Below are 12,802 nucleotides of genomic sequence, written 5' to 3' on the forward strand. Positions count from 1 at the left end.
ACTACGCCGAACCGGCCGCGAGCTGCTCCGCGCGCTCGACGACATTGCTCAGCAGGAACGCCCGGGTCAGGGGGCCGACACCACCGGGGTTCGGGGACAGGAAGCCCGCGACCTCCCGGACGTCGTCGGCGACGTCGCCGCGCAGGCCCTCCGCGGTGCGGCTGACGCCCACGTCGATCACCGCGGCGCCCGGCTTGACCATGTCCGCGGTGATCAGACCGGCCACGCCGGCGGCGGCGACGACGATGTCGGCGCGCCGCACCTCGGCGGCCAGGTCCTTGGTCCCGGTGTGGCAGAGGGTGACGGTCGCGTTCTCGCTGCGACGGGTCAGCAGCAGACCGATCGGGCGGCCGATGGTGACGCCGCGGCCGACGACGGTGACGTGGGCACCGTCGATCGGCACGTTGTAGCGACGCAGCAGGTGCACGACGCCGCGCGGGGTGCAGGGCAGCGTCGCCTCCTTGCCCAGCACGAGGCGGCCGAGGTTGACCGGGTGCAGGCCGTCGGCGTCCTTGTCCGGGTCGATGCGCTCGAGCGCGGCGTTCTCGTCGAGGTGCTTGGGCAGCGGCAGCTGCACGATGTACCCGGTGCACTCGGGATTGGCGTTGAGCTCGTCGATGGTGGCCTCGAGCTCGGCCTGGGTCACGTCCGCGGGCAGGTCGCGCCGGATCGAGGTGATCCCGACCTTCTCGCAGTCGCTGTGCTTGCCGCGCACGTAGGACGCCGATCCGGGATCGTCACCCACCAGCACGGTGCCCAGTCCGGGGGTGATCCCCCGGGCACGCAGGGCGTCGACCCTGGCCTTCAGGTCGATGAAGATCTCGTCGCGGGTTGCCTTGCCATCCAGGATCGTCGCAGTCACGACCGCCATTGTTTCAGGTAAGACTGAGAGCATGGCACCGACTCCGAAAGTTGCCCCAGAACTGCACGGCCCTCGGGTCCTGTTGACGCCGCTGCGACCCGAGCACCGCGCCCGGCTGCGCGAGATCCACCGGCAGCCCGAGGTGCGCAAGTGGTGGCAGATGCCCGACGACGACTGGCCCGAGGTGCAGGAGCCGGACACCGTCAAGTACACGGTGCTCGAGGACGATCAGGTCGTCGGGTTCGCCCAGTGGTACTTCGAGCCGGACCCGGACTACCGGCACGCCGGCCTGGACCTGTTCCTCGCGCCCGAGACCCAGGGCCGTGGTCTCGGCACCGAGGTGGTGCGGGTGCTGTGCGCGCACCTGATCGACGACCACCGCTACCACCGGCTGGTCATCGACCCGAAGGCCGCCAACACCCCCGCGATCGCCTGCTACCGCAAGGTCGGGTTCAAGGACGTCGGGGTGATGCGGGAGTACGAGATGAACCACGACGGCAGCTGGGCCGACGGCCTGCTGATGGACCTGCTGGCGCGCGAGTTCGTGCGCTGACCGGCCTGGTTCGTCAGCCTTCGGGGTACAGCACCGGCTTCAGCTCAGCCCAGGTCCGTCCGGCCGTGAGGAAGTGGGTGTCGGCCACTTCCTCCACGAACACCATCACGTGGGCGGCGTCGTAGCCGAGGTTCTCGGCCACGGCCCGGCGCACGTCGCTCATGGTCTTGCGGATCGCCTCCGGGGACTTGCCCTGCATCGTCTTGATCGTGACCATCGGCATGCTTCGCTCCGCTCTCCTGGGTTTGATATCGAAACCCAGAATGAAGGTGTCTGGGTCTGAAAGTCAAACCTTGGTAGCCTGGCGGCATGTCGGACCGACCCGCACCGAGAGCTCCCGCACTGAGAGTCCCGCTCGACGACTGCGGACTCGCCCGAGCCGCGACGGTGATCGGCGACCGCTGGACGCTGCTCGTGCTTCGCGAGGCGCACTACGGGGTGACCCGCTTCGACGAGATGCGGGCGGATCTGGAGATACCCAAGGCCGCGTTGAGCTCTCGACTGAAAGGCCTCGTCGACGAGGGACTGCTCGAGCGGCGGCCCTACCGCGAGGCCGGCTCCCGCACCCGAGACGAGTACGTGCCCACCGCCAAGGGACGGGCACTGCTGCCCGCCCTGATCGCCCTGATGCAGTGGGGCGATCGATACGTGAGCGCAGGGGGCGCCCTTCGGTTCGACCACGCCGGGTGCGGCGGCGCCGTGACCGCTCGTCTCGTGTGCGAGTGCGGTCAACTGGCCGAACCGACGGACCTGGTTGCCACCGCGACCCCGGACACCGCAGTCGCGGCGGATCGATAGCCGCTAGGGCTCGACGACCAGGCCCAGCGCGGACGCCATCGCGATCGCCTGCGTCATCTCGATCTTCGCCTGGTCCAGCTTGGCGCTGGTCCACAGGGCGGCGTCGACGTGCGCGCCGCGCAGGTCCGCGCCCTCGAGCCGCAGGCCCGCGGTGCGGGCGCCGTTCAGGTCCGCCGACTGCAGCACCGCCTTGCGCAGGTCGGCCTCCACCAGGTTCGCCTCGCGCAGCCGACAGTCGGTCAGGTCCGCCCCACGCAGGTCCGCACGGCCGAGGGAAGCCAGCGTGAAGTCCACGTCCTCGAACACGATGGGCCGCAGCCGGCAGTCCACGAAGCTCGAGCCGAGCAGGGTCGAGGACCGGAAGGTGCTGTGCCAGAGCCTGGTCCGGGTGAACGTGCAGGACCGGAAGGCGCTCGCCTCGTGGTGCGAGCCGGTCAGGTCGGCGCCGGTGAAGTCGCAGTCGGTGAAGACCACCCGCTCGGTGCGCAGCTCGCTCAGGTCGGCGTCGCGGAAGTTGCAGCCGGTGTAGTGCCGGTCCTGCCAGTGCTGGCGCGGCAGTCGCGCGTCCGAGTAGTCCTCGCCGACGATCTGCTCGGGTTCCTGTGCCATGCCCCGATCCTGCCCCGAGGCATCCCGGCCGGAGTGCACCGGTAGCCAATACCGGCTCGGGCGGGGTCTGCTACTCGCCAGGCGGCGGCAGCACCGAGACGCGATCTGCGGCCATCGTGCCATCACATGGTCGACGCATGCCACCAGCGAGTGGACTTCACACCGCCACTCCACCATCGATGAAGGCGATGTCGCGATCCGCCCGAGCCACGACGTCATCCAACCGAACGACAGCGGTTTCAGGGGGCTGCCGCCCCGGCCAATTCGGTCTGTCAGACTGCTCCAGCAACCACTGAGCTAGAACCTGAAGAGACGGACGTGGAATGCTTCCTCCCGCTGGCTGGCACCCCGACCCTTACGATCCTGGCTCTAGCGAGCGGTACTGGGACGGCGAGATGTGGACCGACCAAGCCCGTCCGTGTGTCGCCGGTAGCGGTGCCAAGAAGAAGCAACGCAAATGGCCTTGGGTGGTCGGCGCCTTGGTGGCTGGGTTCATCGCAGTCGGGGCAATGACCGATGGCGGCGACGGTGGATCCGACGCCGGGACAACGGTGACCTCAACGGTTCAACCGGTGTCCTCGACACCGCGCACGACGGCCAGAACGACGACGCCGATTCCGACGACAACGCAACCGACAACCGTAGCGGTTGCTCCGGTTGCCGAACCCACAACGCAGCAGCCGATCTCCACCGAACCCACTGCGTCACTTGAATTTTCGTGCAGCGATTCGGACTGGCGGGAGTCGATGGGACTCGAGGGCGACAGGCTCTGCGGAACTACTTGGGTCCCGAGAAGCCAACAGCCGGCTCCTGCACCGTTCTTCTCCCCTCCGACGACGACGGTTGCACCCGCGCCGGCACCGGACTACTCGCCCCCACCGGCGGCACAATCCGGAGGAACAGTTCACCCCGGGTCGTTCTGCTCCAGCCCGGGAGCAACCGGAGTCACCACGAAGGGCAAGGCAATGGTCTGCGGTGTTGGAAGCGACGGTAAGGATCGTTGGAAATCCGCGTACTAGTCCCGGCTACTACAAGCCTGACGAACGCGAATGAGATGCCGCGTAGCGGCTCATCGGGGCAGCCCGACTCCGCCACGCGGTTCAGGGTTACCACTCGGCGGATTCCATGGGCGGCGCTCGATCGACATGGACTTGTCGGTCGCCGTCGACAGCCGAATTCTGTCGAGTAGGCGGCCGCTGCGCGAGGGCTGCTGCCGCGCCGGGGCAGGTACAGTCCCGTTGTGTTCCGACTGATGTTCCTCGAGCCCAAGATCCCGCCCAACACGGGCAACGCCATCCGGATGGTCGCCGGCACGGGCTGCGAGCTGCACCTGGTCGGGCCGCTCGGCTTCGACCTGTCCGAGCCGAAGCTGCGTCGCGCCGGCCTCGACTACCACGACCTCGCCTCGGTGACGGTGCACGAGAACCTCGACGCGGCCTGGACCGCGCTGGCGCCGGAGCGGGTGTTCGCGTTCACCGCGCACGCGGAGACCTCGTTCGCGGACGTCGCCTACCTACCCGGCGACGTGCTGCTCTTCGGTCCCGAGCCCACCGGGCTGCCGGAGGAGGTGCTGGCCGACCCGCACGTCACCACCCAGCTGCGGATCCCGATGATCCCGGGCCGACGCTCGCTCAACCTGTCCAACGCGGCCGCGGTCGCGGTCTACGAGGCCTGGCGCCAGCACGGGTTCGCGGGCGGCGTCTGAGGCCGGGCGGCCGCCACCGGCCAGTCCCGCACCTCGCTCACCCCGCCGCGATGTCGAGGAAGTCGCGGGCCGGGCCGCGCAGTTCGCGGCCGGCGGACCACACCGCGAGCAGCCGCCGGGGCAGCCGCAGCCCGTCGACCTCGACGGCGACCAGCCGCCCGTCGGTCAGGTCCGCGGCCACCGCCAGCGACGACACCACCGCGGGCGCGTTGCCCGCGACCACGGCGGCCTTGACGGCGGTGCACGAGGTCAGCTCGAGCAGCGGGTCCACGCAGTCGGGTATCGCCTGCTCCAGGGTGGTGCGGGTGCCGGACCCGAACTCGCGCTGGATCAGCGGGGTGCGGGCCAGCTCGGCCGGGGCGATCGGCCCGGACCGCGACCACGGGTGTCCCGGCGGCACGATCACCACGAGCTCGTCCCGGGCGACCTCCCGCGAGTCCAGCCCAACCGGCACCTCCGGGCCCTCGACGAACCCGAGGTCGGCGTCCCCCGCGAGCACCTGCGTGGCGACGTCGGCGGAGTTCAGCAACCGCACCGAGGTGACGACCGTCGGGTTCTTGCGGCGCATGGTCACCGTCCAACCCGGCACCAGGTACTCGGCGATCGTCATGCTGGCCGCGACGGTCAGGTTCGCCTCGCGTTCGCCTCGCAGGGCCGAGATGCCCGACGCCAGGTGCTCGGCGGCGGTCAGCGTGCCGCTGGCCCACTCGAGCACCAGCCCACCCTCGTAGGTGGGGGTCACGCCGGTGGGCGCGCGGTCGAAGACCCTGATCCCGAGCTGACGTTCGGCGGAACGGACCCGCGCGCTGACCGCCTGCTGACTGAGCCCGTGCTCGCGACCGGCGGCGCCCATGCTGCCCAGCCGCGCGACGGACACCAGCACGTCGAGGGCGGCGAGTTCGGGGACTCGGGGCGAGAGCGGCATCACACCAGGATAATCCGTCACAAGCAGAAATTGTGAGCGCGCAACGACAAGGCCTCTACCTGGCACGACGCGAATCAAGCAGGCTTGAAGCCATGCTCACCACCGCCGCCGCGGCCCCCGCCCGCCTCCCCGCGCCCCAGTCGGCGCCCGCGCTGGCCCGGCTCACCCCGAACTGGTTCGCCGTGGTGATGGGCACCGGGATCATCGCGGTGGGCGCGGCGGCGCTGCCGGTGGACCTGCCGGGTCGCCGGGTCGCCGCGCACGCGTTCTGGCTGCTCGCCGTCGCGGAACTGACGGTGCTCACCGTCGCGTTCGCCACGCTGTGGCTGCGGCACCGCGAGCACGCCCTCGGCCACGCCCGCAATCCGGGCACCGCGCCGTTCTTCGGCGCCGTGTCGATGGGCATCCTCACCGTCGGCGCCGGCACCCTCGGGGCCGGGGCGGACCTGATCGGCGTACGCCCGGCCGCGGCGATCGCGCTGGCCCTGTGGGTGGTCGGCACGGTCGTCGGCGTGACGGTGGCGGTGCTCATCCCGCCGCGCATGGTGGCGGGCACCCCGACGCCTGCCTGGCTGATGCCGGTGGTGCCGCCGATGGTCTCCGCCGCGACCGGGGCCGCGTTGATCGGACACCTGCCGGCCGGGCAGGCGCGACTGGCCATGCTGATCGCCTGCTACGCCCTGTTCTCGGCGACCCTGGTCGCCGCGGCCACGGTGATGGTGGCGGTGGTCGGCCACGCGCGTCGGAACGGACTGCCCGCGCTGCAGGCCATGCCGACCGTGTGGATCCCGTTGGGCGTGATCGGCCAGTCGGTGGCCGCGGCGAACCTGCTGGGCCGGGCCTCCGCCGACGCGGTCGGCCCCGACACGGCCGCCGCACTGCACGCGTTCGGGGTCGGGTACGGCACGGTGGTCGGCGGCGCCGGGGTGCTCGCGTTCGGCTACGCCTGCCTGCTGACCGCCCGCGCCCTCGCCCGCGGCCTGCACTTCACCATGACCTGGTGGAGCTTCACCTTCCCGATCGGCACCTGCGCGGGCGGCGCGGGTGCGCTGGGGATCGCCACCGGTTCCGTTGCCGTCCAGTGGTTGTCGGTGACCCTGCTGGCCCTGCTGCTCGGCATCTGGGGCGTGGTGGCCGCGCACACCGCACGCGGGCTGTGGACCGGGACGCTGCTGGGAGCGGCCGGCAACGCCGCCGCGCCCGCCGCGCCCGCCGCTCCCGTCTCGCGCTAGAGCAGCAGTACCGCGGCCCCGGCGAGCAGCAGCACCACGACCACCACCGCCGCGAGGACGACGGGCAGCCTGCGCGAGGCGGACTTGCCGGGCTCGGCCTCGTCGACGTCCGCGGTCGCGTCGTCCGACGCCGCCTCGACGGAGGCCACGGTCGCCGTCGCCACCGGCGGCTCGGCGCCCGCCTCCAGCCCCACCACCTTGCGGCCGGGGATCGCCGCGAACACCTCGGTGACGTCGTAGGACGGCGGCAGTCCGATCGGCCGCTTGGGTTGGACGGCGGGGCTGAAGCCCGCCGCCAGGACCGCGGCACCGAGCGCGGCCGCCTGCTCCGGTCCGGGGCCGACGACGCAGCGCACGCCGAACTTCTGGGTGATCGAGTCGGCCAGGCCGCGCAGGGCGTCCGCGTCCCGGGCGACCAGCCCGTCACCGGTCACCACGACCGCGTCCAGGTTCGACGGCAGCCAGCCGAACGCGCCCAGCGCGCTGGAGAGCTGCGAGGTCGGCGACGAGCCGCTGCCGGCGGGGAACCGGAACGAGCGGCCGACGACGCTGCCCGCACGCACCAGCGTGAGCGTGGCACCCCCGTCGTCGACGTGATAGGTGCCGACCAGCTGACCGGGCCGATCGGCGATCTCCGACGCGAACCAGGCGCTGGTCGCCTCGGCGTCCGAGACCAGCGACACCTGCTGCAGGCCCGCATAGTCCAGCGCCTCACGCAGCTCGGAGACGATCTCTGCGTCCCAGCGCGACGGGTAGGCGGCCACCACGTCCGGGGTGCCGCCGGTGCGTCCCCCGGACGACGGCAGCGGCTCGCACTCGCGGAGCAGGCTGCGCAGCGCGCTGGCGACGACGTCCTCGGCCCGGTACCGGGTGCCGTCGCTGCCCGTGACGCCGTCCGGGTCGCCGACTCGCGCGAGGAACCCGGAGACGGTGCTGCTGTGCTCGGCGCCCTCCTCGAGCGGTTCCGCCCCACCGAGGACGGTGCCGCCGTCCGGGTACACGTAGAGCACGGTGTCGCGGGCGATGACCGCCGGGTCCGGGGTGCCCGCGTCGTTCGCCGCGACCACCGTCGTCGACACGATGCTGCCGACCCTGAGCCCAATTCCCACGGACATGCGATTTAACCCCGTTCGGTGACGACCAAATAGCGACGACCGCAGCCGGTGGAGTCGATTCTCCACCGCGCCACGGAGTTACATACTGCTACCCGGCGTTCCGGGGCCGCGGGTCAGCCCGCAAGAGTGGCGATCGCGGAGCGCAACCGGGTGGTCGCGTCGTCGGCCACGGACCGCAGTTCCGGGTCACCGGACACCTGCACCATCAGCTCCGGATTCATCGCCTCCACCACCACGTCGCCGCCGTCCTCGCGGACCACGACGTTGCAGGGCAGCAGCAGGCCGATCTGGCGGTTGACGCCGACCGCGCGGTGCGCGAGCTGCGGGTTGCAGGCCCCGAGGATCAGGTAGCGGCCGATGTCCTCGCCGATCTTGGCCTGCAGCGTGGCCTGCATGTCGATCTCGGTGAGCACCCCGAAGCCCTGCGCCTGCAGCGCCTCACGGGTGCGCTCCACGGTGTCGTCGAAGGGTGCGGTCAGTCGGGTTCCGATGCCCAGTTCCATGATGTCCGTCCTCTGGTCGATGTGGTCTGTTCAGTACGTGCGACGGCGGGTCACCGGTGCGTCGCGAGCCCCCAGCGGGACGCCTCGAGCAGGATGTCGACGGCGACGCCGTCCCCGGCGGCCCGGCAGACGTGCTCGAGCGCGTGCACCCGCAGACCCTCGGCCGCGCTCGCCAGGTCCGCGATGGTCGGCAGGATCGCCGGGTCCGGCGGGCCGCCGACGCCGCGGTGGTAGTTCTCCAGCGAGTGCCCCAGGTAGAGCACGGTGCCGTCGGGGGCCAGCCACTGCGCCGCCCGGGCAACCTGCGCGCGCAGTTCGTCGGTCGGCAGGTGCAGGAAGCTCATCAGCACCAGGTCCACCGGTCCGTCCGGCGTCCACTGCGTGACATCGCCGACCTGCCAGTCGATCCGGCCGTCGGGGTCCGTCGCGCGGGCCTGCTCGATCGCCACCGCCGAGTAGTCGACGCCGGTGACCGTCCACCCCGACCGGCGCAGCCAGCGGGCGTGCCTGCCGTCGCCGCAGGCCAGGTCGACGGCCCGGCCGGGGGTCCGGCCGGCGAGCCGCTGCGTGATCGTCCCGGCCGGATCCTGCCCCCACGGGTCGGGGCTGTCGCGGTACCGGGCGTCCCAGTCGCCCGCGTCCATCGCGGCGCTCACGCCAGCGCGAGGAAGAGCTTCTCGAGCTCCGCCTCGGTCATCGGCGCCTGGTTGTCCCGGCTGGTGCCCTCGAGGCAGTCCCGCAGCCCGGTCGCGACGATCTTGAAGCCGGCCCGGTCGAGGGCGCGGGAGACCGCGGCGAGCTGGGTGACCACGTCCTTGCAGTCGCGGCCGCTCTCGATCATCGAGATGACGCCGGCCAGCTGCCCCTGGGCCCGCCGCAGCCTGTTGAGCACCAGGGCGATGCTCTCCTCGTCTCCGGTCATGCCGACACCTCCGCTTTCATGTAGTTCGTCGAACTTCATCTGGTTCATCGAAACCGACTGCCCTCAGGGTACCCCTCGGGGTATCGCGCGGGCCCATCCTGGCGGCGACGCCACGCCGCGCTCACACTGGAGGCGAGGCCCGCCCCGCACCACTAGGAGAGATCATGAGCGACCACGGACCCTCGGGCTTCGACCCCGAGAACCTCGACCGCCTGGCCAAGGAGGTGGGCGACGGACTTCGAGACGCCCTCGGGAAGTTCGGCGGCCTGCTCGGCGACGTCGGCTTCGACTTCGGCACGGCCTGGAGCAGCCACTCCGGCGACCGCACCGCCCGACGCGGGTGGCCGTCCCCTCGCCCGACCACCACCGGCGACGTCGGCGACGGGGTGTGGGCGATCTACACCGTCACCGCCGACGGCGCCGCGCGCGTCGACGAGGTCTACGCGACCGAACTCGACGCGTTGCGGGCCAACAAGAACAACACCGACCCGCGGCGGCAGGTCCGCTTCCTGCCCTACGGGGTGACGGTCAGCGTCCTCGACGAGGACCGCGACACCGGGAACCAGGGCAGCGGGAACCAGGGCAGCGGGAACCGGTCCGACTCCCCCGACGCCGAGCCGACCTGACCCCGGCCACGGCGAGCCGCCGCGGCCGGGGTGGTCGGCGTCAGCCGTGCGAGAACGAGATCCTCGGCAGCACCCGGTCCAGCCAGCGCGGGGTCCACCACGCCGCCCGGCCGGTGAGCCGCAGCAGCGCCGGCAGCAGCACCAGTCGCACCAGGACCGCGTCGAGCAGCACCGCGACGCCCAGGATGATTCCCATCTCCTTGGGCGGCAGCGGCTCCGCGAGCGCGAAGCTGAAGAACACCCCGACCATGACCGCGGCCGCCGCGAAGATCACCCGGCCCGAGCGCGCCATGCCCTCGATCTGGGCGCCGCGGGCGTCGCCGGTGCGCTCGACGTGCTCCTTGACCGTCGAGAGCAGGAACACCGTGTAGTCCATCGCGATCGCGAAGATCATCGCGAAGAAGAACACCGGGCCCCAGCCGTCCAGGAAGCCCTGCGGGTCGAAGCCGAGCAGCCCGGACAGGTGCCCGTCCTGGAAGATCAGCGTCGCCACGCCGAACGCGGCGGCCGTCGAGAGCAGGCTCACCACCGTGCCCAGGAAGGCGATCACCGGCGCCCGCAGCGCAACCAGCAACAGCGCGAAGCCGAGCACCAGGATCACCGCCATCACGATCGGCAGGTAGTCGTTCAGAGCCTGCTGCAGGTCCAGGTTCTCCGCGGGGGCCCCGCCCACCACGGCGGAGTCGGGCAGGTCGGCGCGCAGCGCGTCCAGCGTGCCGGCCAACGCGGGATCCGACGGGTCGACGGTCGGGATCGCCTGCAGCAGCACCCGGTCGGTGCCGTCGGCGGCGGGCATCGGCGGGGTGACCGCCGCGATGCCCTCGGTGGCCGACGCGATCCGCGCGGTCTCCTCGGCGTCGGCGGTCGACGCGACGATCTGCAGGGTCCCCGGCACGCCGTCACCCATCCGCTCCTGGACCAGGGCGTAGCCCTGCCGCACCGGGGCGTCCTCCGGGACCACCTGGATGGACGGCATGGCGACCTTCATCCCGAGCACCGGCAGCGCCAGGGCCGCCAGCACCGCGAGCGCACCGAGCGCCAGGGGCCAGGGCCGCCGGTCGACGACCTTGCCCCAGGCACCGAACCACGGCGAGTGCGCCTGCTGGCGTTTGGCATACGGCAGTGCGGCGGCGTTGACCTTCTCGCCGAGCTTGCCGAGCACGGCGGGCAGCAGCGTCAGGGTCGCGGCGAGCACGAACACCACCGCCAGCATGATGCCGACGGCCATGGTCCGCACGGCGGGCGCCGGCACCAGCAGCACCGCGGACAGGCTCACCAGCACGGTCAGCCCGGACAGCAGCACGGCCTTGCCCGCGGTGTCCATGGTCTCGGCGACCGCCATCCGCCGGCTCGCCCCGCCCCGGAGTGCGTCCCGGAAGCGGACCACCAGGAACAGCGCGTAGTCGATGCCCAGCGCGAGGGCGAACATCATCGCGAAGTTCATGGCCCACACCGAGATCGGGACGATCTCGTTGATCAGCACCAGGGCGCCGGCGGAGGCGACCAGGCCGGCCATGGTCAGCAGCAGCGGCAGGCCGGCGGCCACCAGCGAGCCGAAGGCCAGCACCATGATCGCCAGGGTGACCGGCCAGGAGATCATCTCGGCCTTGATCATCGCGTCGTGGTTGGCGGCGTTGAAGTCGCTCCACAGCGCCGACGCACCGGTCGGGTACACCTCGATGCCGTCGCCGGCAATCTCGGCCAGCGGGTCGGCGAGGTCGGTTGCGGCCCGGACCATCTCGTCCGGGTCGGCGGCCGCGCCGCCGAGCACGACGGCGGTGTGCCCGTCCGGGCTGATGCTGACACCCGGCTGCGGGGGCACCACCGCGGAGATGCGCGCATCGTCGGCGAGCACCCCGGCGACGGCGGCGATCGCGGCCGTCATCTCGGGCGAGTCCACGGCGGCCGTGTCCGAGTGCACCACCACCTGCAGCGCGGAGCTGCCGGCGCCGCCGAAGTGCTGCTCCGCGAGCTCGCGGACGGCGACGGACTCGGAGCCGTTGGCCTGCCAGCCGGCGCCGGCCAGCGAGGAGAACACCGACGGCGCGGCGGCGCCGAGCAGCACCACCACGGCGAGCCAGGCGGTGACCACCCAGCGGAAGTGGTCGGACATGGCCGCGCCGAGGCGGGCCAGCGGACCGCCCACCGGCGGCGCGTGTTCGGGTGCCCCGACGGGGCTGGTGACGGACATCGGTACCTCGCTTGCCTTGAAGACGATCGATCGAAAATACGGGTGGGGGTATATGGAGGTCACACATGTGCCCCCTACGAACCGGGCCCCACGCCGGCCCCGATACCCCCTTGGGTATCGAGACACTGGGCGCAACTATACCCATGGGGGTATTAACCCGCGGCCCGCGTGCACTGTTCCCCCGGCGACCGGGTCCACGCCGGACGACCGGGCCGGGCGCGGCGACCAGCCCGTCCGGGCCGTCAGCCGGCGCGCCGCGCGGTCACCGGAAGTCCCTCGACTTGCCCGCCGTCCGCAGGTCCATCCGCTGCAACCGGTCCGCGACAACGGTCACCGCGCCCTCCGCGTTCTGCACCCGCCCGCGCACCAACAGCGCCGGCGCGGTGTGCGCGAGGGTGCGGTAGCGGGCCCACAGCCCCACCGAGCAGACCACGTTCACCATCCCCGTCTCGTCCTCGAGGTTGATGAAGGTGACCCCCGCCGCGGTGGCCGGGCGCTGCCGGTGGGTGACCGCGCCGCCGACCAGCACCCGGTCGCCGTCGGGGACCGCCAGCAGGCCCGACGCCGGCACCACCCCCAGCGCGTCGAGCTGGGGGCGAAGGAACTGGGTGGGGTACGAGCCCGGGGAGACGCCGGTGGCCCACACGTCGGCGGCCGCCAACTCCACGTCGCTCATCCCGGGCAGCGTCGGCGCGGTGACCGCCGCCCCCACCCCCGGCAGCCGGTCCGGCCGCTCCCCCGCCGCCGCGCCGGCGGCCCAC

16 protein-coding genes are annotated in these 12,802 nt (G+C 72.0%); 6 read left to right on the top strand and 10 right to left on the bottom strand.

Annotated elements, in window-relative coordinates; genetic code table 11:
* Position 1: 1 nt before the first annotated feature.
* A complete protein-coding gene (locus AC1DU4_RS20165; protein ID WP_217635611.1) occupies positions 2-862 on the bottom strand; it encodes a bifunctional methylenetetrahydrofolate dehydrogenase/methenyltetrahydrofolate cyclohydrolase in 861 nt (286 codons plus the stop codon).
* A 31-nt stretch (positions 863-893) separates the two neighbouring features.
* On the opposite strand from AC1DU4_RS20165, the gene AC1DU4_RS20170 reads away from it, so the two are divergent.
* A complete protein-coding gene (locus AC1DU4_RS20170) occupies positions 894-1,415 on the top strand; it encodes a GNAT family N-acetyltransferase (RefSeq protein WP_477842808.1) in 522 nt (173 codons plus the stop codon).
* Between the two features lie 13 nt (positions 1,416-1,428).
* Here AC1DU4_RS20170 and AC1DU4_RS20175 read toward each other — a convergent pair whose 3' ends face one another.
* Entirely contained in the window at positions 1,429-1,638 is a 210-nt protein-coding gene (locus AC1DU4_RS20175; protein ID WP_477842809.1) for a tautomerase family protein, read from the bottom strand.
* A gap of 86 nt (positions 1,639-1,724) precedes the next feature.
* Between AC1DU4_RS20175 and AC1DU4_RS20180 the strand changes: the two genes are divergently transcribed.
* On the top strand, positions 1,725-2,213 hold the full coding sequence (locus AC1DU4_RS20180; protein WP_477842811.1) for a winged helix-turn-helix transcriptional regulator: 489 nt from the start codon (positions 1,725-1,727) through the stop codon (positions 2,211-2,213).
* A gap of 3 nt (positions 2,214-2,216) precedes the next feature.
* On the opposite strand, the gene AC1DU4_RS20185 is transcribed toward AC1DU4_RS20180, so the two are convergent.
* Positions 2,217-2,822 (bottom strand): pentapeptide repeat-containing protein, encoded by a 606-nt coding sequence (locus AC1DU4_RS20185; RefSeq protein ID WP_072843719.1) that lies wholly within the window; start codon positions 2,820-2,822, stop codon positions 2,217-2,219.
* A gap of 323 nt (positions 2,823-3,145) precedes the next feature.
* Between AC1DU4_RS20185 and AC1DU4_RS20190 the strand changes: the two genes are divergently transcribed.
* Together AC1DU4_RS20190 and AC1DU4_RS20195 are read left to right on the top strand one after the other, a co-directional pair.
* Entirely contained in the window at positions 3,146-3,841 is a 696-nt protein-coding gene (locus AC1DU4_RS20190) for a DUF2510 domain-containing protein (protein ID WP_477842814.1), read from the top strand.
* A 221-nt stretch (positions 3,842-4,062) separates the two neighbouring features.
* The gene (locus AC1DU4_RS20195) at positions 4,063-4,527 is read left to right on the top strand and encodes a tRNA (cytidine(34)-2'-O)-methyltransferase (RefSeq protein ID WP_072843722.1); all 465 of its coding nucleotides are present in this window, start codon (positions 4,063-4,065) and stop codon (positions 4,525-4,527) included.
* Positions 4,528-4,564: 37 nt separating this feature from the next.
* Here the strand turns inward: AC1DU4_RS20195 and AC1DU4_RS20200 are convergent, their stop codons facing one another.
* On the bottom strand, positions 4,565-5,452 hold the full coding sequence (locus AC1DU4_RS20200) for a LysR family transcriptional regulator (protein ID WP_477842816.1): 888 nt from the start codon (positions 5,450-5,452) through the stop codon (positions 4,565-4,567).
* A gap of 92 nt (positions 5,453-5,544) precedes the next feature.
* On the opposite strand from AC1DU4_RS20200, the gene AC1DU4_RS20205 reads away from it, so the two are divergent.
* Positions 5,545-6,684: an SLAC1 family transporter gene (locus AC1DU4_RS20205; RefSeq protein WP_477842818.1), complete on the top strand. Its 1,140-nt coding sequence runs from the start codon at positions 5,545-5,547 to the stop codon at positions 6,682-6,684.
* On the opposite strand, the gene AC1DU4_RS20210 is transcribed toward AC1DU4_RS20205, so the two are convergent.
* The 4 genes from AC1DU4_RS20210 to AC1DU4_RS20225 all read right to left on the bottom strand — a co-directional run bounded on the left by AC1DU4_RS20210 (position 6,681) and on the right by AC1DU4_RS20225 (position 9,224).
* Entirely contained in the window at positions 6,681-7,799 is a 1,119-nt protein-coding gene (locus AC1DU4_RS20210) for a DUF7159 family protein (RefSeq protein WP_477842820.1), read from the bottom strand. The genes AC1DU4_RS20205 and AC1DU4_RS20210 overlap by 4 nt on opposite strands.
* Positions 7,800-7,912: 113 nt before the next feature.
* Positions 7,913-8,302 (bottom strand): DUF302 domain-containing protein, encoded by a 390-nt coding sequence (locus AC1DU4_RS20215; RefSeq protein ID WP_477842822.1) that lies wholly within the window; start codon positions 8,300-8,302, stop codon positions 7,913-7,915.
* Positions 8,303-8,352: 50 nt separating this feature from the next.
* Complete coding sequence (locus tag AC1DU4_RS20220) at positions 8,353-8,958, bottom strand: class I SAM-dependent methyltransferase (protein WP_477842824.1); 606 nt, start codon at positions 8,956-8,958, stop codon at positions 8,353-8,355.
* Positions 8,955-9,224: a metal-sensitive transcriptional regulator gene (locus tag AC1DU4_RS20225; RefSeq protein WP_072843816.1), complete on the bottom strand. Its 270-nt coding sequence runs from the start codon at positions 9,222-9,224 to the stop codon at positions 8,955-8,957. The genes AC1DU4_RS20220 and AC1DU4_RS20225 overlap by 4 nt, the downstream gene beginning before the upstream one ends.
* A gap of 164 nt (positions 9,225-9,388) precedes the next feature.
* On the opposite strand from AC1DU4_RS20225, the gene AC1DU4_RS20230 reads away from it, so the two are divergent.
* Positions 9,389-9,850, top strand: a complete 462-nt coding sequence (locus AC1DU4_RS20230; protein WP_477842827.1) for a hypothetical protein — start codon at positions 9,389-9,391, stop codon at positions 9,848-9,850.
* A 40-nt stretch (positions 9,851-9,890) separates the two neighbouring features.
* On the opposite strand, the gene AC1DU4_RS20235 is transcribed toward AC1DU4_RS20230, so the two are convergent.
* Together AC1DU4_RS20235 and AC1DU4_RS20240 are read right to left on the bottom strand one after the other, a co-directional pair.
* Positions 9,891-12,041 (bottom strand): MMPL family transporter, encoded by a 2,151-nt coding sequence (locus AC1DU4_RS20235; RefSeq protein WP_477842829.1) that lies wholly within the window; start codon positions 12,039-12,041, stop codon positions 9,891-9,893.
* Positions 12,042-12,303: 262 nt separating this feature from the next.
* Positions 12,304-12,802: OB-fold nucleic acid binding domain-containing protein (locus AC1DU4_RS20240; RefSeq protein WP_477842831.1), on the bottom strand; the 499-nt coding region annotated here is incomplete at its 5' end.

This window comes from Rhodococcus sp. P4_F5 (assembly GCF_056401315.1).

Excerpts from the sequence above, each read along its gene's own strand:
- AC1DU4_RS20170 (WP_477842808.1), top strand. The coding sequence starts at position 894 with ATGGCACCGACTCCGAAAGTTGCCCCAGAACTGCACGGCCCTCGGGTC.
- AC1DU4_RS20175 (WP_477842809.1), bottom strand. The coding sequence starts at position 1,638 with ATGCCGATGGTCACGATCAAGACGATGCAGGGCAAGTCCCCGGAGGCG.
- AC1DU4_RS20180 (WP_477842811.1), top strand. The coding sequence starts at position 1,725 with ATGTCGGACCGACCCGCACCGAGAGCTCCCGCACTGAGAGTCCCGCTC.
- AC1DU4_RS20185 (WP_072843719.1), bottom strand. The coding sequence starts at position 2,822 with ATGGCACAGGAACCCGAGCAGATCGTCGGCGAGGACTACTCGGACGCG.
- AC1DU4_RS20190 (WP_477842814.1), top strand. The coding sequence starts at position 3,146 with ATGCTTCCTCCCGCTGGCTGGCACCCCGACCCTTACGATCCTGGCTCT.
- AC1DU4_RS20200 (WP_477842816.1), bottom strand. The coding sequence starts at position 5,452 with ATGCCGCTCTCGCCCCGAGTCCCCGAACTCGCCGCCCTCGACGTGCTG.
- AC1DU4_RS20205 (WP_477842818.1), top strand. The coding sequence starts at position 5,545 with ATGCTCACCACCGCCGCCGCGGCCCCCGCCCGCCTCCCCGCGCCCCAG.
- AC1DU4_RS20210 (WP_477842820.1), bottom strand. The coding sequence starts at position 7,799 with ATGTCCGTGGGAATTGGGCTCAGGGTCGGCAGCATCGTGTCGACGACG.
- AC1DU4_RS20215 (WP_477842822.1), bottom strand. The coding sequence starts at position 8,302 with ATGGAACTGGGCATCGGAACCCGACTGACCGCACCCTTCGACGACACC.
- AC1DU4_RS20225 (WP_072843816.1), bottom strand. The coding sequence starts at position 9,224 with ATGACCGGAGACGAGGAGAGCATCGCCCTGGTGCTCAACAGGCTGCGG.
- AC1DU4_RS20230 (WP_477842827.1), top strand. The coding sequence starts at position 9,389 with ATGAGCGACCACGGACCCTCGGGCTTCGACCCCGAGAACCTCGACCGC.
- AC1DU4_RS20235 (WP_477842829.1), bottom strand. The coding sequence starts at position 12,041 with ATGTCCGTCACCAGCCCCGTCGGGGCACCCGAACACGCGCCGCCGGTG.